The organism is Massilia sp. Masssp94 (assembly GCF_059491305.1).
Window position 1 is genome coordinate 3,950,629 of record NZ_CP168501.1, and the last position, 23,426, is coordinate 3,974,054.

Below are 23,426 nucleotides of genomic sequence, written 5' to 3' on the forward strand. Positions count from 1 at the left end.
AATCGATGCAGCGCCGTTCCATCCTCACCATCATCGCCGGCCTGGCGGTCGCGACGCCATTCGCGCATGCACAGTCCGACAAGGTGCTGCGACTGTCGACCACCACCAGCACCGAGAACTCGGGCCTGCTGGGCTACCTGCTGCCCGCGTTCGAGGCGAAGACGGGCATCAGGGTCAACGTGATCTCGGTGGGCACCGGCAAGGCGCTGGAGCTGGGCAAGAACGGCGACGTCGACGTGACGCTCGTGCACGCGCGGGCGCTGGAAGACAAATTCGTGGCCGAGGGCTGGGGGATCGACCGCCACGACGTCATGTACAACGACTTCATTGTCGCGGGACCGGTCGCCGACCCGGCGGGGGTGAAGGGCAGCCGCGACGTCATCGCGGCCTTCAGGAAGATCGCGGCGGCCAACGTGAAATTCATTTCGCGCGGCGACAATTCCGGCACGGACGTGATGGAGAAAGGCTACTGGCGGCAGGCCGGTACGAAGCCCGCCGGCAGCAACTACGTCAACGCCGGCCTGGGCATGGGCGAGGTGCTGAACATGGCGGCGGAGATGGGCGCGTACACGCTGACGGACCGCGCGACGTATGGCGCCTATCAAGCGAAGACGGGGCTGGCCATTCTCGTCGAGGGCGACAAGCGGATGTTCAATCCGTACGGGATCATTGCCGTCAATCCGGAAAGGCACAAGGGGATCAACTACAAGGGCGCGAAGGCGCTGATCGAGTGGATCACGTCCCCGGAGGGGCAGGCGAAGATTGCGTCATTCAAGCCGGCGGGGGAGCAGTTGTTCTTCCCTTCGGCTAAGTAGCGCGTGGGCACAGGGTGCCCACCCTACGGCTGCGGTAGGGTGGGCTCCCCGAGCCCACGCGTTCAACCGGCCCTTGTATTCACGCCAGCGCGTGCATCACCGCATCGACCGGAATCGCCTTGACCCAGTCCCGTCGCTGATCCGCCGTGATGACGGTGGAGTTGGCCTTGTCGACCGGGGCCCATTCCGGCGTCTTCTGGCGCATCAGCGCGACGACCGGCACGCCCACGGCATTCGCCAGGTGCATCACGGCCGTCTCGACCGAGACGATCAGGTCGCACTGCGCCAGCATCGCGGGCAGCTGGAAGAAGTTTTCGTTGGCGCTGAACAGTTCCGTGCGGTCGAGCTGGCGGCGCGCCAGCATGGCCTTCACGTTGTCCACTTCCTGCGGCACCGCGTTGACGATGAAGCACGCGTCGCGCCATTCCGGCTGGGCGCGCATCGTCGTGATCAGTTCGGCCACGCGCTCGACGGGCCAGCAGCGCTTGCGCGTCTTGGCGAACGGGTTGATGAAGACGAGCTTGCCGCGGCGGCCGTCGAAGCCCCATTCATGCAGGCGCGCCTTCGCACCCTCGACGAACTGCCCGGGAATGTGCACGAACGGGATGCGCCCGGCCGGCGGAATGTCCACGCCGGCCAGCTGGCGGAACCAGTCCGCATGCACGTCGCTGATGTGCGGCGCGCTCGCGCGGTCGGCCACGTCCGGGTCGAGGCTGGCGTCCAGCTTGCGGTAGCTGAACCAGTGGATCAGGCCTTGCAGGCCGTGCGGCTTCTTCAGGCCGAGCACGAAGCCGTCCGGACTGATCTCGCGCGCGAGGTCGGCGTAGAAGTGCGGACGCAGGGTGCCGAGCGAGACGACGATCGGGTAGTGTTCCTGTTGCGCTTCCCGGATGGAAGCCTGGAACAGCTCCGGCGAATAATTCTGCTTGTAGACCTTCCCGATGAAGTCGCAGGCGTCGAGCCAGTCGTACAGGACGTTCTTTTTCAGGTGCGGCCACTGCGAGGCGTCGCTCGTGCGGCGCACTTCGTCCACCCACAGGTGCAGTTTCAGGTGCGGGTAGGCGCGCGCGAACGCCTGGAAGCAGTTCTGCAAATAGGTGTAGTCGCCCAACGCCAGGTGGGCGATGAACAGGATCTTATCCGATTTCTTCAGCAGATCGGTAGGAATGAGAGGTACGTTCATTGTCTCTTACGGGTCGCCTGCCAGTTGTTGTCCGACGCCGCCAGCGGTATATCAGGGTCTGCGATTCAGCAGCGCTAACCGGTCGGCTGGCTGCGCATCTGCCTGGTGAGGATGCACACTACCGCCAACTCTCGAAATCTTCAACAAATTGTCTCGAATTGTAGTCCAAACCGGGACACTGCGTTGCCCCTGACCATATTTTTAGACGCATTGTCCTGTGCGAGCAACATGAACTGAACAGGATGACAAATCCTTGTCCTGGAGACGGCGAAACTGGCGTATTAAATTAACATCAGCGCGCCGTGCCGTCGGCACGGAGGGCTGGATTCTACGCCATGCGAACTCGCGCTGGTGATTTAGACGGACAACAGGCGCACGACGCCGCTCAGGCCGTGCGGTTGCCCGGCCGTCAACGGGCATAGCACGCTCAGGCGGGAGACCGCCTCGCCGGCCGGGAAGGCGATGCGCAGCGGCCCGGGAGCGCCGGTGGTTTTTTCTGCGACTTTCCTGCCGTCGATGAAAACCTGGCACGGGCCCGTGACCTCGAGGAGTTCCAGCCTGCCGCCGTGCTTGCGCACGCGGGCGAAGGCCCGGACGTCGGTGGCGTACAGCATGTAGCCGGTCTGCTCGGCCGCTTTGGCGCGGGTGCCGGGCGTGATCCAGCCCCACGAATTCATGTCGGTGCCGGCGGGACGCAGGTTGGGATCGATCGGCGTCGAACTCGGCGGCGATGAGCGCCAGCCATCGAGGATCTGTACGGGCGCAGACGTGGCCTGGTACGGCCACGGCCGGGCTGTGCGCACCTCGACGTCGAGCACCGCTGGTTCGAGACCGGGCGCGCTGGCGCGCAGCTTGAGGATGCCCGCGCTGCCTTCGCGGGTCTGCACGATCACCTGGGCCAGTCCGTTGAACAGGGCGCGCGTGTTGCCCTTTTCGCTGCTGGTGTCGTTCGGGTTGCCGTTGCCCAGGCCGATGATGTCGGCGCCCTCGGCCCGGAACACGATCTGGTGCTGCGCCAGCGGCACGTGGCGGCCCTTCGCATCGAGCGCTTCGACCTGGATGGGCTGGGCGTCGAGGCCGTCGCCCAGCATGAACCGGCGGTCCGGAGTGAGCTTGAGCGCGACCGGCGCGCCGGTGGTCTCGACCTCGAACCGCTTGGCCACCTTGCCGCCGCGATAGCCCACGGCGGCCAGCTTGCCGGGCGCATACGGCACCTGCCAGCGGTTCATCTCGTAGATGTCGCCCTTCTGGCGCCCTTGCGAGCGGCCGTTCAGGAACACTTCGACTTCATCCATGTTGTGGAAGGCCATCACGGTGATGGGCTGGCCTTCCTTGCCGGCCCAGTTCCAGTGCGGCGCCAGCCGCAGCACCGGTTCCTTGCGCCACTGGGCCTGGTGCAGCCAGAAGGCGTCCTTCGCGAAGCCGCACAGGTCCATGATGCCGAAGAACGACGAATTCGATGGCCATTCGTGCGGCGTGGGTTCGCCGTGGTAGTCGAAGCCGGTCCACACGAACGCCCCGGCCACGAACGGCCGCTCGGCCACGGCTTTCCAGCCGATCCGGTGCGTCGAGCCCCAGGAGGACGCGTCGTCGTCGTAGCCGGCGAAGATGTGCTTGTCGGGGACGGTCACGTATTCGCCGCGCGTCTGGAAGGCCGAGGTGTCTTCGGACGACGTCATCGGCACGGTCGGGAAGGCCTGGTGGAAAGCGTCGTAGGCCTGGTACTGGTAATTGAAGCCGACGACGTCGACGGCCTGCGCCGCGTTGGCGGGCTCGAACTGGCCGGCGTTCATGGCGGCCGTGGTGGGACGCGACGTGTCGAGCGCACGCACGGCGGCGACCATGCGGCGTACCATCTCGTAGCCCTGCTCGGTGCCCTGGACCGGTTCTTCGTTGAACACCGACCACAGGATGATGGACGGGTGGTTGCGGTGGCAGCGCACCAGCCAGGTCAGCTCGTCGACGTGCTCCGGCGACGGGTTGAACACGCGGTTTTCATCCATCACGAGGAAGCCCAGCTCGTCGCACAGCGCGTAGAAACGCTTGTCCTGGGCATTGTGCGAGCAGCGGATCGCATTGACCCCCAGTTCCTTGAGGCGGCGCATGCGGTAATCGAGCAGGCCGTAAGGCACGGCCACGCCGACCCCGGCGTGATCCTGGTGAATGCACACGCCCTGCAGCTTGACGTGCCGGTCGTTGAGGAAAAAGCCGAGCTCGGGGTCGAAGCGCTGGGTGCGGAAACCGCAGCGGGTGACGACTTCGTCGAGCAGCCTGCCGTCCTGCAGCACGCGGGTGCGCATGCTGTACAGGTTGCGTTCTTCCAGGCTCCACAGTTCAGGCGCGGCCACGCGCATGCTGCCGGTGACGACCTGGCGCGTCAGCACGCCCACGTCGGCCGGGGCGCTGAAGCTGGCCACGGTCTTGCCTGCAGCGTCGACGAGGACGCTCTCGACCCGCACCCGCTGCGCGCTCTTGCGGATGTTGTACAAGGTCACTTCGAGCGGAATGGTCCATTGGCCGTCGGCGTACACCGGATGGGCGAACACGCCGTCGGTGACGATGTGCACCTGCTCGCGCTTGACGAGCCACGTGTTGCGGTAGATGCCGGCGCCTTCGTACCACCAGCCCTGCATGGCGTCGGCATCGGCGCGGATCACCAGCGAGTTGAGCGCGTCGCCGTAGGTGGCGAACGGGGTCAGGTCGATGTAGAGCGAGCTGTAGCCGCTCCACGTGTGCGCCACCTGCGTGCCGTTGAACCAGACGGTGGCGAGGGTCGCGATGCCGTCGAGCTGCAGTTCGATGTGCTTGCCGTGGTCCGCCTCGTCCAGGCGGATCAGCGTGCGGTACCAGCCGATGCCGCGCTTGCGGTAGCCCTGCGCCACGTTGGCGTTCTGCTCGGGCACCTGCGCGCTGGCGAAGTCGTGCGGCAGCGCGACGCTGTCCCATTCGGAATCGTCGAAGCCGGGCGCGGCCGCGCCGCCGGCATTGCCGGCCTTGGCGTTGGCATAGGTCCAGCCATGGCCCCGGATGACCGGAAACGCGATGTCGCCTTCATGGAAGCGCCAGCCCTTGTTGAGCGACACCACCGTGCGCCCGGGCGCGGGGCGCGCCTCGCTGGTTGCCGCGTAGGCGGCGGACTGGCCGAAGACCGAGGTGGTGGCGAGCGCACCGGCGCTCTTGAGGAAATTGCGTCTGTTAAGCATCCTGCAACCCTATCAAGGGCGGCAGCGGTTGTCGACTATGGAAAAACCCGATGCCGCTTATGATTTTCGGCAGCGTTACATCAGGATCACGTCGTACTGTTCCTGGTGATAGCCGCGCTCGACCTGCAGCGAGATCCGCTTGCCGATGAAGTCGCCGAGCATGGCCAGGTGCTGCGACTCTTCCTCGAGGAACAGGTCGACCACTTCCTGCGACGCGACGATGCGGAATTCGCGCGGGTTGAACTGCTTGGCTTCGCGCAGCAGTTCGCGCAGGATCTCGTAGCAGATCGTCCGGCTCGTCTTGACTTGTCCCTTGCCGCCGCAGGCGGGGCAGGGCTCGCACAGGATGTGGGCCAGCGATTCGCGCGTGCGCTTTCTCGTCATTTCGACGAGGCCCAGCGCCGAGAACCCGCTCACGGACACCTTCGTGCGGTCGCGCGACAGGGTCTTCTTGAGCTCCGCGAGCACGGCGTTGCGGTGCTCGGTGTTCTCCATGTCGATGAAGTCGAGGATGATGATGCCGCCCAGGTTGCGCAGCCGCAGTTGGCGCGCGATGGCGTGTGCCGCTTCCAGGTTCGTCTTGAAGATCGTGTCGGCGAAATTGCGCCCGCCGACGAAGCCGCCCGTGTTGACGTCGATGGTCGTCATCGCCTCGGTCTGGTCGACGATCAGGTAGCCGCCCGATTTCAGGTCCACGCGCCGCCCCAGCGCGCGCAGGATCTCTTCCTCGACGCCGTACAGGTCGAACAGCGGGCGCTCGCCCGTGTAGTGCTGCAGGCGCGACAGCACGCTCGGCGTGTACACCTGGGCGAATTCGACGAGTTTCAGGTAGTTCTCGCGCGAGTCGACGAGGATCGCGGCCGTCTCGTCGTGCACGAAGTCGCGCAGCACGCGCTGGGCCAGGCTCAGGTCCTGGTACAGCAGGCTCGTCGCGGGACGCGTGCGCGCCCCCGTCATGATGGCGCCCCACGTCTTGCGCAGGTAGTCGACGTCGGCGGCGAGGTCGGCGTCGGACGCGTCCTCGGCCTGCGTACGCACGATATAGCCGCCTTTTTCGTCCGGTGGCAGCAGGCCCGCGAGGCGCGCGCGCAAGGCTTCGCGCTCGGATTCTTTCTCGATCTTCTGCGAGATGCCGATGTGTTTATCCTGCGGCAGATAGACGAGCATGCGGCCCGCGATCGAGATCTGCGTGGACAGGCGCGCGCCCTTCGTGCCGATCGGGTCCTTGATCACCTGGACGGTCAGCACCTGGCCGTCGAACAGGATCTTTTCGATGGGCGTTGGAGGGGCGCTGCTGCTGCCGTTCGCGCCGTCGTGCGGCCTGGCTTCCCAGATGTCGGCCACGTGCAGGAATGCGGCGCGTTCGAGGCCGATGTCGATGAAGGCCGACTGCATGCCTGGGAGTACCCGCACGACCTTGCCGAGATAGACGTTGCCCGCGAGACCGCGGGTGAGCGTACGCTCGATGTGCAGCTCTTGTACGGCACCCTGAACCACCAGCGCGACGCGCGTTTCCTGGGGGGTGATGTTGATCAGGATGTCTTCAGTCATGAGGCCGGATTCTAATTGTTGTCTCTGGTCACATCATACACGTAGGGTGAGCACTCCGTGCCCACGCGTAAGGCCGAGCAACCGTATACGTCACGTTATAGCGCGCTGACGCCCGCTTTCTGCAATAACTGCGCCGTCTCGAACACGGGCAAGCCCATGATGCCGGAATGGCTGCCTTCGATGTGCTCGATGAACAGGGCGGCGAGGCCCTGGATGCCATAGGCGCCGGCCTTGTCGTAGGGTTCCGGCGTCGCGCAATAGGCGCGGATCGCTGCCGGCGTGAGCTGGGCGAAGCGCACGTTCGACACCTGCGTCACCTGCTCGAACACGTCCGTGTAGTGCAGCGCGACCGACGTCAGCACCTGGTGCGTGCGGCCCGACAGGCGTTCCAGCATCGCATGCGCTTCCTTCGGGTCGGCCGGCTTGCCGAGGATCTCGCCGTCGATGGTGACGGTCGTGTCGGCCGACAGCACGGGGCGCAGCGGCATGCGGCGCAGGTGCAGCACGTTCCACGCGAACGCGCCTTTTTCGCGCGCCACCCGCGCCACGTAGTCCACGGCGGGCTCGCCCGCGAACATGTCTTCGCTGACGTCGATGCCGCGGGCCGGATCGGAGCGCAGGCTGAGGATGTCGAAATCGATGCCGACCTGGCGCAGCAGTTCGCGGCGGCGCGGGCTCTTCGAGGCGAGGTAGATTTTCTTGTCGGTCTGTTTCATCGGCTCATACCCGATGGTAGGGGTGGTTCTGGGTGATGGACCAGGCACGATATAACTGTTCTGCCAGCATCACGCGCACGATACCGTGCGGCAGCGTCATGCTGGAGATGCGGATCAGACCGTCCGCGCGTGCCTTGAGTTCCGGATCGAGGCCGTCGGCCCCGCCGATCAGGAAGGCCACGTCGCGCCCGTCCTGCTGCCAGGCCTCCAACGCTTGCGACAGGCCCACGCTGGTGAGATCCTTGCCGCGCTCGTCGAGGGCGACGATGCGCACGCCTTTCGGCAGCACGGCCTCGATGCGCTCGCGTTCGAGCGCCATCGCGGTGGCCGCCGTCTTGCTGCCGGACCGTTCGACCGGTTTCACTTCCTTCAGCACGATACGCAGCTCCGGCGGCATCCGCTTCGCGTATTCCGCGAAGCCGGTCTCGATCCAGGCCGGCATCTTGTGGCCGACCGCGACGATGAACAACTGCATCGCAGTTTATTCTTCGGTTTTCTTGATGCGGCGGATGACTTTCTTGGCCGGTGCGTCGCCCTCGGCTGCGGCTTTCGTCGCGCGCTTCGGTGCGGCAGCAGCCTTGGCCGCCTTGGCAGCTTTCGCGTCCGCGGCAGCGGTCTTGGACACGGCAACCTTCACAGTGCCGCCTGTCGGGATCTTCTTGGCGGCAGGTTTCCTGGCGGCCGGCTTGGCGTCAGCCGACTTCTTCGCGGCCGGCTTGCGCTCGCGCACCGGCTTCGCGTCTTCCTGCTCCTGGTTCGCGGCCAGGTGCTTCGACTTGGTCTTCGGTGCGGCCGCGTCCTGGCCCTCGGCCGTCGACTTGCGCTTGGCGGCGCCCAGTTTCACGGGCTTGTCGCCCCAGATTTCTTCCAGGCGGTAGTACTGGCGGATGGCCGGCTGCATGATGTGCACGATCATGTCGCCCAGGTCGACGAGGACCCATTCACCCGTGTCTTCGCCTTCCAGCCCGACCACGTCGCCGCCTGCTTCCTTGACCTTGTCGCGCACCGAGGCGGCCAGCGCCTTGGTCTGGCGATTCGACGTGCCCGACACGACCGCGATACGGTCGAACAGGCTGGTCAGGTGCGTCGTGTCGAACAGAACGATGTCCTGGCCCTTGACGTCTTCGAGGGCGTCGACGACGAGCGTTTGCAGTTTCTTGATATCCATTAGTTTTTGTACAAGTTATGTTGTTGAATATAGTCTAGCACTTGCGGCGCAACGAGCGCGCTTATGTCAGTACGGGGTTCGGCGTGCAGGGCTGCGCGCACCTGCGTGGCCGAAATGTCGATGGCCAGCGTGTGCGCCAGGCACACCTTGCCCGCCGTGCTGGCGCGCACGTCGTCGAACGACGCGCGCCGCTGCGCCAGTTCGGCTGCCACGGCGGGCGGCAGCGCCGCATCGTCGAGCCGGTAGCCGGGGCGGGCGGCGACGCCGAAATTGGCCAGCGCGAACAGGTCGCGCCAGTCGCGCCAGGTGTCCAGCTTCTGCAACTGGTCCGCGCCCATCACGAACACGATGGACGTATCCGGCCCGAGCTCGGCGCGCAGGCCGCGCAGGGTTTCGACCGTGTACGTGGCGCCATGACGGTCGATCTCGCGGGTATCGATCGTCACCGGCGCGACGCTCCCCGCATACGCCAGCTTCAGCATGGCCACGCGGTCGGCGTCGCCCGCTTCCAGGCCACTCTTCTTTTGCCACGGCTGGCCGGCGGGCAGCACGCGCAATTCGTCCGGGTGGAGCTGGCGCGCAAACAACTCGGCCAGCGCGACGTGGCCGTGGTGCACCGGGTCGAAACTGCCGCCCAGCAGAGCAACACATCTCGTCACGGGGCGAGCCAATCCCGGTGCGGCAGGAAGTCGGTGGTCAGCTTGTCTTCCGGGCTGCCCGGTTCCGGATGCCAGTCGTAGCGCCATTTGACGATCGGCGGCATCGACATCAGGATCGCTTCCGTCCGGCCGCCCGACTGCAGGCCGAACAGGGTGCCGCGGTCCCACACGAGGTTGAACTCGACGTAGCGGCCGCGCCGGTATGCCTGGAAATCGCGCTCGCGTTCGCCGTACGGCTGGTCCTTGCGGCGTTGCAGGATCGGCAGGTAGGCATCGAGGAAGCCGTTGCCGACGCTCTGCACCATCGCATACGACTGCTCGAACCCGAGTTCGTTGAAGTCGTCGAAGAAGATGCCGCCGACGCCGCGCGCTTCCTTGCGGTGCTTGATATAGAAATAATCGTCGCACCAGCGCTTGAAGCGCGGATGCAGTTCGTCGCCAAACGGCGCCAGCGCGTCGTGGCAGACCTGGTGGAAGTGGCGCGCGTCATCCATGTCGCCGTAATAGGGCGTCAGGTCCATGCCGCCGCCGAACCACCAGACGGGATCCTTGCCCTCGGCCGTCGCTTCGAAAAAGCGCACGTTCATATGCACGGTGGGTGCGTACGGATTGTGCGGGTGCAGCACGAGCGACACGCCCATCGCTTCCCAGGCGCGTCCCGCAAGCTCCGGCCGCGCGGCCATTGCCGACGCCGGCAGGCTGGCGCCGCGCACGTGCGAAAAATTCACGCCGCCGCGCTCGATCACATTTCCGCCTTCGATGAGGCGCGATACGCCGCCGCCACCTTCGGCCCGTTCCCACGTGTCGCGCAAGAAGGACTTGCCGTCGACGTCTTCCAGCGCTTGCACGATGCGCGCCTGGAGGTCGAGCAGCCAGGCCTTGACGGCGGCCGGATTAATTGTAGCCATGTGGAAATGTGAGAGAAAAAAAGCGAACGGGGATTGTACACTGATGAACTGGATCGTGACAGGCACCCGCCAACACCGTTTCCAACACCTCTCCTGCGCGAATAAAAATCCTGCGCAAATCTCTACAATTTTCTGCACTTTTCTAGCTTTCTTCGTTACGAATGCAAGAAACGCGTACGTATTGCTAATAGTCTAGGTCGAAAGAAACCGATTTCACGCCAGCCGCATAGGCCGGTGTCGGAACGAGTTAATAACGAAAACGACGGAGACCTTCATGGAACACACGATCCCTCTTCGGCCGCGACCTTGACGCGGTCCGCGCCCAGGCGGTAACGCCACCAGTCATTCCCCATCCATCATTTCGATCGTGACGGACCGTCTTCGGCCGTGCCCGGCGGGGTGGTGCATCGCAGCAAACGACCGGCAACAACGGTTCAACTTTCTCGGAGTCCAAGTATGAAGAAGCAAACTCTTGCGCTGGCCTGCGCTGTGGCGGGCCTGGTGGCAGCGTGCGGTGGCGGTAGCAGCCCGTCCTCGCAATCGCCTTCCTTCGCCGCCATGATCGGCAGCGCGTCCGGCGGCGGCGCAAACGTTGCGACGACGGGTAGCCGATGGCAGAGCGTCAAGTACGGCGGCAGCGGCTACGTGACCGGGCTGATCTTCCACCCGACCAGCCCGAACGTGCTGTATGCGCGCACCGACATGGGCGGGGTCTACCGCAGGGATACGGCCACTTCCGGCTGGACGCCGATCACGGACAGCTTCGGCATCCGCGAAGAATTCTATAACGGGGCCGAAAGCGTGGCCCTGGATCCGACCGACGACAAGCGCGTGTACCTCGTCACGGGCATGTACGACTGGTCGGGACCCAACGCCCGCCTGTATATTTCCACCGACCGCGGCGACAGCTGGACGCACGTGGACCTGCCGTTCCGCGCCGGTTCCAACGATCCGGGCCGCGCCATCGGCGAGCGCCTGATGGTCGATCCGAACCAGCCGTCGGTCCTGTACTACGGTTCGCGCACGTCGGGCCTGTGGAAGAGCTCGGACTACGGCCAGACCTGGAACCAGGTCACGTCGCTGACGTCGTTCCAGTATCCGGGCGACCAGATCGGTTCCCTGCCGGGCCGTACCTCGGGCGGCATCGAGAGCGTGCTGTTCGACACCTCGACCACGGGCGCGGGCACGGCCACGCAGACCATCTACACGGCGGTGGCCCCGGATTACGCCGCCGCGGCCGGCCTGACCGCCAACCTGTACAAGTCGACCGACGGCGGCGCGACCTGGACCGGTATCGCGACGCCGGTCACGGGCTACTATATTCCGCACATGGTGCGTGCCAAGGACGGCATCATCTACGTGGCGTTCACCAAGGACATGGGCCCCGGCGCCGGCGGCCCGGCCCGCCTGTACAAGTTCGACGGTACGAACTGGACGCTGCTGAAGAGCTACGATACGGAGCAATGGGTGAACTTCGGCATGGGTGGCCTGTCGGTCTCCGGTTCCGGCCCGACCACCCGTATCGCGCTGGGCGTGTCGAACTCATGGGGTAACTGGCAGGGCCAGCCGGTCGTGCAGGTGTCGGACGACGCCGGCCTGACCTGGCGCGAGATCGCGTCGATGACCCCGCACACCCCGTCCGATGTGGACTTCTCCGGCTGGGTGGACGACGTCGAGATCGATCCGAACAACCCCGACCACATCCTGCACGTGTTCGGCGGCGGCATCTGGGAGACGAAGACCGCATCGGCCACCACGCCGACGTGGAACCTGGATGTGACCAATCTCGAGGAAACCGCGACGATCAGCCTGACGACCCCGCCGAAGGGCGCCAACTATGCGCTGCTGCGCAGCTCGGGCGACATCGGCACGCACGTGCAGACCGAGGTGCTGAAGAAGCCGACGCGCGGCCCGCTCGGCTACTTCAGCAACGGCCACTCCGCCGACACGGCCTGGTCGAATCCGGCCTACATCGCGGCGGTCGGCACCGGCGGCTGGGTCCAGAACAACCCGCGCGGCGCCTACTCGACCGACTCCGGCGTGACCTGGACGCCGTTCGCCGGCAAGCACCCGGACGCGGCATCGAACGACCACCAGGGCGGCGAGGAAACCATCGCCGTCACCGCGCCGGGCAAGGCCGTCTGGGCACCGTCCGGTGCGCGTCCGGCCTACACGACCGACAACGGCGCCACCTGGACGTACACGAACCTGCCGGACCTGCCTGCGGTGGGCATCGGCCGCGGCTACCGCGTCGTCGCCGACCGCAAGAACCCGAACAAGGTCTATGCGTTCAACTCGGGCGGCGCATGGTGGAACCAGTGGTCGGACACGTCGCATTTCTGGTACTCGAACGACGGCGGCCACACCTTCACCGAGAGCACGACGTTCGTGAGCGCCGGCGCGCGGGTGGCGGCGTTCTACCAGTCGTCGATCGCCGTCAATCCGAATGCCGAAGGCGATGTCTGGGTGGTCGACGGTTTCAGCATCCTGCACTCGACCGACTCGGGCGCAACCTGGACGAAGCTGGACGTGACGGCGCCGGACTGGGGCAGCAACGAGACGTGGAGCTACCCGCAGGTGTACGGCGCGACGTCCATCGCGCTGGGCAAGGCGCCCGCCGGTGCGACGTACTCGTCCTCGATCTACATCGTCGGCATCATCAACAACGTGTGGGGCGTGTACCGCTCGGATGACGGTGCGAAGACCTGGCGCCGGATCAACGACGACAAGCACCAGTACGCCGGCATCAGCAACCTGGCGGCCGACCAGACCGTACCTGGACGCGTCTATGCCGCCGGCGCGGGCCGCGGCGTGTTCTTCACCTACTGATGATGGCAATGCCGGCGCCCGCGATGGCGCCGGCGGTATCGAATATTTTCGGAGACTTTCATGAAATTCAAATCCATTCTCGCCGCCGTCGCCTTCATGGCAGCAGGCAGCGCCGGCGCCACCGTCCTGAACTTCGATGGCCTGACCGAGATGATGTACGGCGACGGCTTTCCGCTGGCCGGCAGCATGACGTACAACGGCCCGAACCTGACCTATGTGGAATCGGGCTTCCAGGTCACGCTGAACGCGCCGGGCGCGGACGCGGACGCGGCCCACGTCGGCGACGGCACGTACGAACCGTCGACCTGGAACTGGCACGACGGTATGGAAAACGGTTGGGACACGTTCGTCACGCTGACCCGCGTTGGCGGCGGCAAGTTCAACCTGAACAGCTTCGACTACTTCATGGACTGGAGCGACGTGTCGGCCGACGGCGTGTCGGTCGGTTCGATCCAGGATTCGGGTACGTGGAGCACTGTGCTCACCGGCATTACCGAACTGCGCATCGGCTCGGGCTTCTTCAACCAGATCGACAACGTCAACGTGGAAGCGGCTGCGCCGAGCGGTTCGGTGCCGCTGCCGGGGACGCTGGCGCTGATGCTGGGTGGACTGGCCGCGGGTGGCGTGGCGCGTCGCCGGAAATGACGTCGTTCCCGCGAAGGCGGGAACCCATGCTGAGCTTCCGAAGTCAGCCCATTCAGCGCGTCACGGTGCTTCGACGTTACTGAACCCGGTTGCTCTATATGGATTTCCGCTTGCGCGGGAACGCCGAGTCATGCGAACTTTTGCAGCATCTCAGCAATAAAACGAGTCCATCGTTGGAACATGTCACTTTCGGCATCGAGGACTCAACCATGGACAGATCAAGCTACGTCTATATGTTGGCGAGCGGCTTGAACGGAACACTCTACGTTGGCGTGACAAGCGACCTCGTAAACGTGTTTGGCAGCACCGCGAAGGCCTGGCTGAAGGATTCACAAAGCGATATCGCGTCAAGATGCTGGTCTGGTATGAGATTCACGCCGATATCATGGAAGCGATCCGGCGCGAAAAGCAGATCAAGAAGTGGGACAGGTCGTGGAAGGTGGAGCTGATTCAGAAGACCAATCCCCGGTGGCGTGACCTCTATGCTGATATTGTAGGCTAGCGAGCTCAGCATGGGTTCCCGCTTGCGCGGGAACGACGGTAGGGTAAAAAAACGGAGGCTGCGCGCCTCCGTTTTTCGTTGTTGAAGGGCGCTACGCCATCACGCCTGCTTGATCCCACGCCACCCAATGTCGCGCCGATACTGCGCACCATTGAAGTGGATCTTCTCGACGGTCTCGTACGCCTGCTTCTGCGCCATCTTGACGCTGTCGCCCAGGCCGACGACGCACAGCACGCGGCCGCCCGACGTCTGCAGCGTGCCGCCCACGATCTGGGTGCCGGCGTGGAAGGTGACGCATTCCGGCGTTTCGGCCGGGATGCCGTCGATGATGTCGCCCTTGGCCGGCGCGTCCGGATAGCCGGCCGCCGCCATCACGACGCCCACCGCCGTGCGGCGGTCCCATTCCAGTTCCACCTTGTCCAGGGTGCTGTTGCAGGCGTGTTCGAGCACCGTCACGAAGTCGCTCTTCAGGCGCGTCATGATCGGCTGCGTTTCCGGGTCGCCCATGCGGCAGTTGAATTCGATGACCTTCGGCACGCCGGCCGCGTCGATCATCAGGCCCGCGTACAGGAAGCCGCTGTACGGGATGCCGTCCTTGGCCATGCCCTGGATGGTCGGGTTGATGATCTCGCGCATCACGCGCGCGTGGATCGACGGCGTGACGACCGGTGCCGGCGAGTATGCGCCCATGCCGCCCGTGTTCGGGCCCTGGTCGTGGTCCTTCAGGCGCTTGTGGTCTTGCGACGTGGCCAGGGCGATGACGTTCTTGCCGTCGCACATGACGATGAAGCTGGCTTCTTCGCCGGCGAGGAATTCCTCGATGACGATGCGTGCGCCCGCGTCGCCGAAGCGGTTGCCCGACAACATGTCGTCGGCCGCCTGGTGCGCTTCTTCCAGCGTCATCGCGACGACGACGCCCTTGCCGGCGGCGAGGCCGTCGGCCTTGATGACGATCGGTGCGCCCTGGGCGTCGATGTAGGCGTGGGCCTGGGCGACGTCGGTGAACGTCTGGTACTGCGCGGTCGGGATGCCGTGGCGGTGCATGAAGGCCTTCGCGAAGTCCTTCGAGCTTTCCAGCTGGGCCGCTTCCCTCGTCGGGCCGAAGACCTTCAGGCCGCGCGCGCGGAACAGGTTGACGATGCCGGCCGCCAGCGGCTGTTCCGGCCCGACCAGCGTCAGGTTGACGTGTTCCGCGACGACGAAGTCGGCCAGCGCGGCCGGGTCGGTGATGTCGATGTTGATCAGGCGCGCATCGCGCGCGGTACCGCCATTGCCCGGTGCGACGTAGACCATCTGGACGCGATCGGATTGGGCCAGTTTCCAGGCCAGGGCATGTTCACGGCCGCCAGAGCCGACTACCAGGATTTTCATGGATTGCTTTCGCTGCTTACTCTTCAATGACTGCGTTCGTATAGACTTCCTGCACGTCGTCCAGGTTTTCCAGGGCGTCGAGCAGTTTCTGCATCTTGAGCGCGTCTTCGCCGGTGAACACCGTCTCGGTGTCCGGCTTCATGATGACTTCGGCGGAATCGGCCTTGAAGCCGGACTTTTCCAGGGCTTCCTTGACGCCGGCGAAGGCGTTCGGGTCGCACAGCACTTCGAAGCCGCCTTCGTCGTCCGCGATGACGTCGTCGGCACCGGCTTCCAGCGCCGCTTCCATCAGCTTGTCTTCTTCGACGCCGGGTGCGAACAGGAACTGGCCCGTGTGCTTGAACATGAACGCGACGGAGCCTTCGGTCCCCATATTGCCGCCGAACTTGCTGAACGCGTGGCGGACTTCGGCCACCGTGCGTACGCGGTTGTCGGTCATGCAGTCGACGATGATCGCCGCGCCGCCGATGCCATAGCCTTCGTAGCGGATTTCTTCGTAGTTGACGCCTTCCAGGCCGCCCGAACCGCGCTGCACGGCGCGGTTGACGTTATCCTTCGGCATATTAGCGTCGGCCGCTTTTTCGATGGCGAGGCGCAGGCGCGGGTTGGTGTTGGCGTCGCCGCCGCCCATGCGGGCCGCGACGGTGATTTCCTTGATCAGTCGGGTCCAGATCTTGCCGCGCTTGGCATCAGTGGCGGCTTTCTTGTGCTTGATGTTGGCCCATTTGCTGTGTCCAGCCATGTCGAGTCTTCCTTAGACAGGGAACCTCGGCAAACTGCAATCTTCGAGGTCCCGGGTATTGATAATCCTCGACATTTTATCATAGCGCATCCGTCTAAATACTGTCAGGGAAACAACAACGCCGTGCCCAGTCCGACCAGCCCGAGCCCCGTCGCGCACGCCACCACGTGCCCGCCGGGCAGCAGTTTTTCGGCGAGGATCAGCGCGATGAGCCCGGCGATGACGGGCAGGTTCAGCACGCCGGCCGGCAGCACGAGCGCGAGCAGCAGCCAGCAGCAGCCCGTGCAATACCGCGCATCCGCGATGCCCATGCGGAACGCGCCCCACATCCCGCGGCGCCAGTGCGTCAGGACGAACGCCAGCGGCGCGCGGCAGTTGTCGAGGCACACGTGCTTGGCGGGCGTCCACTGGTAGACCCCGGCCGCGACCAGGGCGAGGGCGCCGACCGTCGGGTGCGCGATGGCCATCGTCTCGTCGAGCCCGCCGGCGTCGTGCAGCTGCCAGTCGGCCAGCGTCGCGGCGAGGGCGCAGCAGGTCCAGACGAACAGATAACCCAGCATGAACAGGAACGTGGACGGATAGACCCAGCGCTCGCGCACGAGCCGCTTCACGCGGGCGTACAGCAGCACGGACGGCGCGGCCGCCGGCAGCATCATCGCGGCGATGACGACGGTCCACAGCGCCAGCAGGCGCGCGAGGTCGTCCTCGTGGTACGGTCCGACCCGGAAATGGGCCGCGTTACCCGTCCCCAGCGGCGACAGGCGACCGACGCGAAACAGCAGAAACGCCCAGCACAGCGCCGCGAGCAGCACGAGCAGGGTGAGGACGACGGTGCGGTCGGCACCGGGGCGGCCGACGCCGCTGGCGCGGCTCATCGGGGGCGCGCTCCGGCCGGTTGCGCGGTTGCGTGGTGTGCCATGGACATCTCCCGAAAAGTTGAGCTGTGATGCGGTTGAGTATCGACAGCGATTGGACCGCATCCGGCCGGCTGCGTTCGGAGGCGTCCTCAGCCGGCTATGCGGATTCCCCGTACAATCGTCGGATGAGTAAAACTGCAGCCGACTTACCTGTTGTACCGACCATACGCCCGGCCGCGCTGGGCGGCCTGGCGATCGCCATCGGCGGTGCCGTTCTGTTTTCCACGAAGGCCATCGTCGCCAAACTGCTGTACCGCTACCACATCGACGCCGTCACATTGATCGCGTTCAGAATGCTGTTCTCGCTTCCGGTGTTTGCGGCCGTGGCGGTGTGGAAGATGCGGACCGAGCCGCCGCTCGCCGTGCGCGACCGCTGGCGCCTCGCCGGACTGGGCCTGATCGGCTACTACCTGTCGAGCTACCTCGATTTCCTCGGCCTGCAATACATCTCGGTGGGCCTCGAGCGCCTGATCCTGTTCCTCACGCCGACGTTCGTCCTCCTGATCACGGCGCTCGTCTTCAAGCGCCGCATCGGCCGCGCGGAGTGGATCGCGCTGGCGCTGTCGTACTGCGGCATCGTGCTCGTGTTCGCGCACGACCTCCAGGGCGGGACGGGGAGCACCGTCACGGGCTCGCTGCTCGTGCTCGGTTCGGCGGCGTGCTACGCGGCCTACCTGCTCGGCACGGGCGAGATGGTGCGCCGCATCGGTTCGCTGCGCCTCGTCGCGTACGCGATGTGCGTGTCGAGTGCCGCGTGCATCGCGCAGTTCTTCATCCTGCGGCCCGCCGGCATGCTGGTGCAGCCGCTGCCGGTTTACGGGCTCTCGCTCGTGAATGGGATATTCTGTACCATCTTCCCCGTCTTCATGACGATGGCGGCGGTCCAGCGCATCGGTGCGACGACGGCATCCCAGGCCGGCATGATCGGGCCGGTGTCGACGCTGTTCCTGGGCTGGGCGCTGCTGGGAGAACCGATCACGACCGTGCAACTGGCCGGAACGGGCCTGGTGCTGGGCGGGATCTATTTGCTGTCGAAGAAAAAAACACCCTGACAAACCGAAACGGAACGGAACATGAAACCTCGCATCGCCCTGATCGCCCACGACAAGAAAAAAGACGACATGATCGCCCTCGCCGCCGAGTACGTGGATTTCCTGCGCGGCTGCACGCTGTCGGCCACCGGCACCACGGGCGGCCGCCTGATCAACGAGCTGGGCCTGGAGGTGAGGCGCATGCATTCCGGTCCCGTCGGCGGCGACCTGCAGATCGGCGCCCAGCTGGTCGAGGGCGCGATCGACTGCGTGATCTTCCTGCGCGACCCGATGACCCCGCAGCCGCACGAACCGGACATCAACGCGCTGGTCCGCGCCTGCGACGTCCACAACATCCCGTGCGCGACGAACGTGGCGAGCGCCCATCTCGTGCTGTCGCAGCTGCAGTCGAAGGCCGACTGATTCCCGGGGGAGAGCGGCCATGACGACGGCAAAGGCGATCCGCTTCGCGCGCACCGGCGGGCCCGAGGTGCTGGAATACGTCGACGTCGAGGTCGGCGATCCCGGCCCCGGCGAGGCGCGCGTGCGCAACCACGCGATCGGCGTGAATTTCATCGACACGTATTTCCGCTCCGGCCTGTACCCGCTCGACCTGCCGAACGGCCTCGGCCAGGAAGCGGCGGGCGTCGTCGAGGCGGTGGGCGAGGGCGTCACGCACGTCAAGTCGGGCGACCGCGTGGCGTACGCGGCGCGCCCGAACGGCGCCTACAGCCAGCTGCGGGTGATGCCGGCCGACGTGCTCGTGCACCTGCCGGACGCCATCCCGTTCGAGACGGGCGCCGCGATGATGCTGCAGGGCCTGACCGTGCAATACCTCCTCAAGCAGACTTATGCCGTGCAGCCGGGCGAGACGATCCTGTTCCACGCGGCGGCCGGCGGCGTCGGCCTGATCGCGTGCCAATGGGCGCGTGCGCTGGGCGTGAACCTCATCGGCACGGTGGGGTCAAACGAGAAAGCGGCGCTGGCGCGGCAGCGTGGGGCGGCGCATGTCATCAACTATCGTGACGAGGATGTCGTGCAGCGCGTACTGGAGATCACGAACGGAGCAAAGGTGCCGGTCGTCTACGATTCGGTCGGCAAGGACATGTTCACGCGCTCGCTGGACTGCCTGCGGCCGCGCGGGCTGATGGTCAGCTTCGGCAATTCGTCGGGACCGGTGCCGCCGTTCTCGCTGAACGAATTGTCGGCGCGCGGCTCGCTCTACATCACGCGGCCGACCCTGCAGTCGTATGCGGCCACGCGCGCGCAGCGGGAGGCGATGGCGGCCGACCTGTTCGACGTGGTGGCGAGCGGTAAAGTGAGCATCGACATCCACCAGCGTTTCCCCCTCGCCGACGCGGCCCAGGCCCACATCGCCCTCGAAGGGCGCCGCACGACGGGCAAGACCATTTTGCTGCCATGAGAGAATTTAGCGACGACAACGAACCGCCGATCGATCCGCAACCGGCGGCGGAACCGCACTTCGGGCGATTGCTCGTGGTGCTGATGCTGGCGGTGCTGCTGATTATCGGGATTACGTTCCTGTCGGAAGCGTATTTGGGCTAGGCCCGCGGCGCCAGAACGTCGTCCCTGCGAAGGCAGGGACCCAAGTTTGCATGAACGCACACGAAATCGGACCCCCGCCTTCGCGGGGGCGACGGTAATTTTGCGGCACTTAGCCGTTCTGCCGGGGCTCCTGCTTCAACTCGATCACGCGCGATCCGCCATTCGGTCCCGGGAACCCTTCGAACGCGCTCTGCACGAGGGCCGGCATCACGGCCGGGGTCGACATCTGCCGGCTCACGTTGCGCACCGTGACGTCGAACAGGCGCTTGCCGTCCGCGGCCGAGGCGATCGACAGCTGCAGTTGGCGGTGGTAGCGGTGTTCTTCCTGCACATCGTACGCCGGTACCGGGCCCCAGAACGGATCGTAGAACGGGCTGTACCAGCCGCCCCAGTAGCGCCGGCGCCAGCCCATGTAGGCGAAACGGGGCGAGTAGTACGTCGGCGCGAAGGTCGGGTACAGCACCTGCGTGGGCACGTCGATGGTCGAGAAGCGCATCGATACCTTCAGCGCGGGCGATCCCTGCGCCTCGTGGAAACCGAGGCGGGCGAGCTGGGCGCGCACGAGGTTTTCGTAGCTCTGCAGCTCGAGCGTGTTGTCCTGCGGAGGCGGCGTCTCGAACGCATAGCTCTTGTCGGGCAGCTGGGCGGGCCACTGGTTGAAGGTGGTGACGTCACTGCGGATCGTCGTCGCGCAGCCGCCCAGCAACAGGCTCAGCGATGCGACCGCCGTGATCATGGTACGTTTCATGACGAGCTCCATCTATTCGGTTCCCGATGTGTCGGGTTTCAATTCCTGTAATCGGTCTTGTTCAGGAGTACATCTTATTCCTGATGCGTGATGTACGTCGATACATTTACGCGTGGTTACTACCTGTACATGGCGATACATTCGAAAGGTACGGATCGTGGTGTAAAGCTGTTGGTAAAATAAGCATCCCACCAACGGCTTTGCGGACTCCCGACCATGCGCACCGATACGCCCCAGACTATCTACCGGAAGGATTACACTGCCCCCAGCTACCTGGTTGATACCGTCGAACTCGGCTTCGACCTCGACCCGGCCCGTACCGTCGTCGCCAACCGGATGACGGTGCGCCGCAATCCCGCCAGCGCGCAACGCGAAATCGAGCTTCACGGCGAAGACATCGAACTGGTGACCTTGCGCCTGAACGGCCGCACGCTGGGCGAGGGGGATTACGTGATCGAAGGCACCCTGCTGCGCATCCCCAACGCCCCGGAAGAAGCGACGCTGGAAATCGAGACCATCTGCGTTCCGGAGAGCAATACTACCCTCAGCGGCCTGTACACGTCCAATGGCAGCTTCTATACGCAGTGCGAAGCCGAGGGTTTTCGTCGGATCACCTATTTTCCAGACCGCCCGGACGTGATGGCGCGCTTCACCGTCATGCTGCGCGCCGACAAGGACAAGTACCCGGTGCTGCTGTCGAACGGTAACCTGATCGAGGAAGGCGACCTTCCCGACGGCCGCCACTACGCGCTGTGGGAAGACCCGTTCAAGAAGCCGTCGTACCTGTTTGCCCTCGTCGCCGCGCGCCTCGTCTGCCAGGAAGAGAATTTCGAACTGGCCGACGGCCGCACCGCGCTGCTGCAGGTCTGGGTGGAAGAGGGCAACCTCGACAAGACGGACTACGCGATGCAGTCGCTGAAGCACAGCATCCGCTGGGACGAGGAACGCTGGAACCTGGAACTCGACCTGGACCGCTTCATGATCGTCGCCGTGGGCGACTTCAACATGGGCGCGATGGAAAACAAGGGCCTGAACATCTTCAACACGAAGTTCGTGCTGGCGAATCCGCGCGTCGCGACGGACGTCGACTTCCAGGGCATCGAGGCCGTCGTCGGCCACGAATACTTCCACAACTGGACGGGCAACCGCGTCACCTGCCGCGACTGGTTCCAGCTGTCGCTGAAGGAAGGCCTGACCGTGTTCCGCGACCAGGAATTTTCGGCCGACATGATCGGCACGAACACGGGCCGCGCCGTCACCCGCATCGACCAGGTGCGCACCCTGCGCCAGGCCCAGTTTCCGGAGGACGCGGGCCCGATGGCCCACCCGGTCCGTCCCGACTCCTTCGTCGAGATCAATAATTTTTATACCGTCACCGTCTACGAAAAGGGCGCCGAGGTCGTGCGTATGTACCAGACCCTGCTGGGCCGCGAAGGCTTCCGCAAGGGCATGGACCTGTACTTCCAGCGTCACGACGAGCAGGCCGTCACGTGCGACGATTTCCGCCTGGCGATGGCCGATGCCAACGGCCGTGACCTGACGCAGTTCGAGCGCTGGTACAGCCAGGCCGGCACGCCGGTCGTGCAGGCCGAAACACGCTGGGACGAGCAGGCGCAGACCTACACCCTGCGCCTGATCCAGTCGTGCCCGCCGACGCCCGGCCAGGCCGAGAAACTGCCGTTCCACATCCCGGTCGCCGTCGGCCTGCTGGGCCGGGACGGCCGCGACCTGCCGCTGACCGTCGATGGCAAGGATTACGGCACGACTGCCGTACTGGAGCTGACGGAAGCCGACCAGACCTTCGTCTTCACGGGCGTGACGGAACAGCCGACGCCGTCGATCCTGCGCGACTTTTCCGCGCCGGTGATCCTGAAGCATGGCTACAGCGACGCCGAACTGGTGCACCTGTTCAGCCACGACAGCGACCCCGTCAACCGCTGGGAAGCGGGCCAGCGCCTCGCGATGAGCCGCCTGCTGAAGCTGACCGGGCAGGTGGCCGGCGCCGGCGTCGACCGGCTCGACCTGGACGACACGTTCATCGACGCCATGCGCAAGATCCTCGTGGACGACACGCTCGATCCGTCCTTCCGCGAGCAGGCGCTGCTGCTGCCGACGGAATCGATGATCGCCGACCAGCTGGACGTCGTCGACCCGCTCGCCATCCACCTGGCGCGCCAGTTCGTCCGCGCCGACATCGGCGCGCGCCTGCGCACCGAGCTGCTGGCCCAGTACGACGCCAACCAGACGCCGGGCGAATACAGCCCGGATGCCGGGTCGATCGGCAAGCGCGCCCTGAAGAACCTCGCGCTGGCCTATCTGAATGCCGCGCCGGACGAGGCGAGCCTGGCCCTCGCGCAGAAACAGTTCGACGGCGCGACGAACATGACGGACCGCGTGGCCGCGCTGTCGGCCCTCGTGCATGCGCGCGCGCCCGCGGCGGCGGATGCGCTGCAGCGCTTCTACGACGAGTTCCAGGGTGAAGCGCTGGTCGTGGACAAATGGTTCGCGATGCAGGCCGCGGCCCCGACCACGGACGTCAACCGCGTACGCGAATTGATGACGCACAAGGCCTTCACGCTGCGTAACCCGAACCGCGCGCGCAGCCTGGTGTCTACGTTCTGTGCCGGCAATGCGGTGGGCTTCCATGCGCCGGACGGCAGCGGCTACGCATTCTGGGCCGAGCAGGTGATCGCGCTGGACGCGCTGAACCCGCAGGTCGCCAGCCGCCTCGCCCGCGCGATGGACCGCTGGCGCCGCTATACGCCGGACCTGCAGGCCCACATGAAGCGGGCGCTGCAGCTGGTCGCGGGGCAGGCGAAGCTGTCGAACGACGTGCGCGAAGTGGTCAGCAAGGCGCTCGCCAACTAAGAAT

At 65.4% G+C, this 23,426-nt stretch carries 21 protein-coding genes; 9 read left to right on the forward strand and 12 right to left on the reverse strand.

What is annotated here, in order from left to right:
• Positions 1 to 5: 5 nt before the first annotated feature.
• Positions 6 to 815, forward strand: coding sequence for an ABC transporter substrate-binding protein (locus ACEN9G_RS17540; protein ID WP_413337387.1), 810 nt, complete (start codon positions 6 to 8; stop codon positions 813 to 815).
• Between the two features lie 79 nt (positions 816 to 894).
• On the opposite strand, the gene ACEN9G_RS17545 is transcribed toward ACEN9G_RS17540, so the two are convergent.
• From ACEN9G_RS17545 to hemF, 8 genes are all read right to left on the reverse strand, one after another.
• Positions 895 to 1,998 (reverse strand): glycosyltransferase family 9 protein, encoded by a 1,104-nt coding sequence (locus ACEN9G_RS17545; protein WP_413337386.1) that lies wholly within the window; start codon positions 1,996 to 1,998, stop codon positions 895 to 897.
• A 356-nt stretch (positions 1,999 to 2,354) separates the two neighbouring features.
• On the reverse strand, positions 2,355 to 5,201 hold the full coding sequence (gene galA, locus ACEN9G_RS17550; protein ID WP_413337385.1) for a beta-galactosidase GalA: 2,847 nt from the start codon (positions 5,199 to 5,201) through the stop codon (positions 2,355 to 2,357).
• 75 nt (positions 5,202 to 5,276) lie between these two features.
• Positions 5,277 to 6,752, reverse strand: coding sequence for a ribonuclease G (rng, locus tag ACEN9G_RS17555; RefSeq protein ID WP_056328307.1), 1,476 nt, complete (start codon positions 6,750 to 6,752; stop codon positions 5,277 to 5,279).
• 95 nt (positions 6,753 to 6,847) lie between these two features.
• Positions 6,848 to 7,468 (reverse strand): Maf family protein, encoded by a 621-nt coding sequence (locus ACEN9G_RS17560; protein ID WP_413337384.1) that lies wholly within the window; start codon positions 7,466 to 7,468, stop codon positions 6,848 to 6,850.
• A gap of 4 nt (positions 7,469 to 7,472) precedes the next feature.
• Complete coding sequence (rlmH, locus tag ACEN9G_RS17565) at positions 7,473 to 7,943, reverse strand: 23S rRNA (pseudouridine(1915)-N(3))-methyltransferase RlmH (RefSeq protein ID WP_259449803.1); 471 nt, start codon at positions 7,941 to 7,943, stop codon at positions 7,473 to 7,475.
• Positions 7,944 to 7,949: 6 nt separating this feature from the next.
• On the reverse strand, positions 7,950 to 8,636 hold the full coding sequence (gene rsfS, locus ACEN9G_RS17570; protein WP_413337383.1) for a ribosome silencing factor: 687 nt from the start codon (positions 8,634 to 8,636) through the stop codon (positions 7,950 to 7,952).
• The gene (locus ACEN9G_RS17575) at positions 8,636 to 9,295 is read right to left on the reverse strand and encodes a nicotinate-nucleotide adenylyltransferase (RefSeq protein ID WP_483126796.1); all 660 of its coding nucleotides are present in this window, start codon (positions 9,293 to 9,295) and stop codon (positions 8,636 to 8,638) included. The genes rsfS and ACEN9G_RS17575 overlap by 1 nt, the downstream gene beginning before the upstream one ends.
• The gene (hemF, locus tag ACEN9G_RS17580; protein ID WP_413337382.1) at positions 9,292 to 10,203 is read right to left on the reverse strand and encodes an oxygen-dependent coproporphyrinogen oxidase; all 912 of its coding nucleotides are present in this window, start codon (positions 10,201 to 10,203) and stop codon (positions 9,292 to 9,294) included. The genes ACEN9G_RS17575 and hemF overlap by 4 nt, the downstream gene beginning before the upstream one ends.
• A gap of 456 nt (positions 10,204 to 10,659) precedes the next feature.
• On the opposite strand from hemF, the gene ACEN9G_RS17585 reads away from it, so the two are divergent.
• From ACEN9G_RS17585 to ACEN9G_RS17595, 3 genes are all read left to right on the forward strand, one after another.
• Positions 10,660 to 13,032, forward strand: a complete 2,373-nt coding sequence (locus ACEN9G_RS17585; RefSeq protein WP_413337381.1) for a dockerin — start codon at positions 10,660 to 10,662, stop codon at positions 13,030 to 13,032.
• 60 nt (positions 13,033 to 13,092) lie between these two features.
• Entirely contained in the window at positions 13,093 to 13,677 is a 585-nt protein-coding gene (locus ACEN9G_RS17590; RefSeq protein WP_413337380.1) for a VPLPA-CTERM sorting domain-containing protein, read from the forward strand.
• Between the two features lie 316 nt (positions 13,678 to 13,993).
• The gene (locus ACEN9G_RS17595; protein ID WP_483127739.1) at positions 13,994 to 14,179 is read left to right on the forward strand and encodes a GIY-YIG nuclease family protein; all 186 of its coding nucleotides are present in this window, start codon (positions 13,994 to 13,996) and stop codon (positions 14,177 to 14,179) included.
• Positions 14,180 to 14,278: 99 nt separating this feature from the next.
• Here the strand turns inward: ACEN9G_RS17595 and purD are convergent, their stop codons facing one another.
• The 3 genes from purD to ACEN9G_RS17610 form a co-directional block, all read right to left on the reverse strand.
• Positions 14,279 to 15,550 (reverse strand): phosphoribosylamine--glycine ligase, encoded by a 1,272-nt coding sequence (gene purD, locus ACEN9G_RS17600; protein WP_413337379.1) that lies wholly within the window; start codon positions 15,548 to 15,550, stop codon positions 14,279 to 14,281.
• A 16-nt stretch (positions 15,551 to 15,566) separates the two neighbouring features.
• On the reverse strand, positions 15,567 to 16,292 hold the full coding sequence (locus ACEN9G_RS17605; protein WP_413337378.1) for a YebC/PmpR family DNA-binding transcriptional regulator: 726 nt from the start codon (positions 16,290 to 16,292) through the stop codon (positions 15,567 to 15,569).
• 104 nt (positions 16,293 to 16,396) lie between these two features.
• On the reverse strand, positions 16,397 to 17,167 hold the full coding sequence (locus ACEN9G_RS17610; protein ID WP_413337377.1) for a DUF2182 domain-containing protein: 771 nt from the start codon (positions 17,165 to 17,167) through the stop codon (positions 16,397 to 16,399).
• A 167-nt stretch (positions 17,168 to 17,334) separates the two neighbouring features.
• Between ACEN9G_RS17610 and ACEN9G_RS17615 the strand changes: the two genes are divergently transcribed.
• From ACEN9G_RS17615 to ACEN9G_RS17630, 4 genes are read left to right on the forward strand one after another with little or no spacing between them, the layout of a single operon-like run.
• Positions 17,335 to 18,261, forward strand: coding sequence for a DMT family transporter (locus ACEN9G_RS17615; protein ID WP_413337376.1), 927 nt, complete (start codon positions 17,335 to 17,337; stop codon positions 18,259 to 18,261).
• 21 nt (positions 18,262 to 18,282) lie between these two features.
• Entirely contained in the window at positions 18,283 to 18,663 is a 381-nt protein-coding gene (locus ACEN9G_RS17620; protein WP_413337375.1) for a methylglyoxal synthase, read from the forward strand.
• Positions 18,664 to 18,682: 19 nt separating this feature from the next.
• Positions 18,683 to 19,663, forward strand: coding sequence for a quinone oxidoreductase family protein (locus ACEN9G_RS17625; RefSeq protein ID WP_413337374.1), 981 nt, complete (start codon positions 18,683 to 18,685; stop codon positions 19,661 to 19,663).
• On the forward strand, positions 19,660 to 19,806 hold the full coding sequence (locus tag ACEN9G_RS17630; protein WP_200948778.1) for a hypothetical protein: 147 nt from the start codon (positions 19,660 to 19,662) through the stop codon (positions 19,804 to 19,806). Before ACEN9G_RS17625 ends, ACEN9G_RS17630 begins: the two co-directional genes overlap by 4 nt.
• A 109-nt stretch (positions 19,807 to 19,915) precedes the next feature.
• Here the strand turns inward: ACEN9G_RS17630 and ACEN9G_RS17635 are convergent, their stop codons facing one another.
• The gene (locus ACEN9G_RS17635) at positions 19,916 to 20,554 is read right to left on the reverse strand and encodes a DUF4136 domain-containing protein (protein ID WP_413337373.1); all 639 of its coding nucleotides are present in this window, start codon (positions 20,552 to 20,554) and stop codon (positions 19,916 to 19,918) included.
• Positions 20,555 to 20,770: 216 nt separating this feature from the next.
• Between ACEN9G_RS17635 and pepN the strand changes: the two genes are divergently transcribed.
• Positions 20,771 to 23,422, forward strand: a complete 2,652-nt coding sequence (pepN, locus tag ACEN9G_RS17640; protein ID WP_413337372.1) for an aminopeptidase N — start codon at positions 20,771 to 20,773, stop codon at positions 23,420 to 23,422.
• The last annotated feature ends 4 nt before the right edge of the window (positions 23,423 to 23,426 follow it).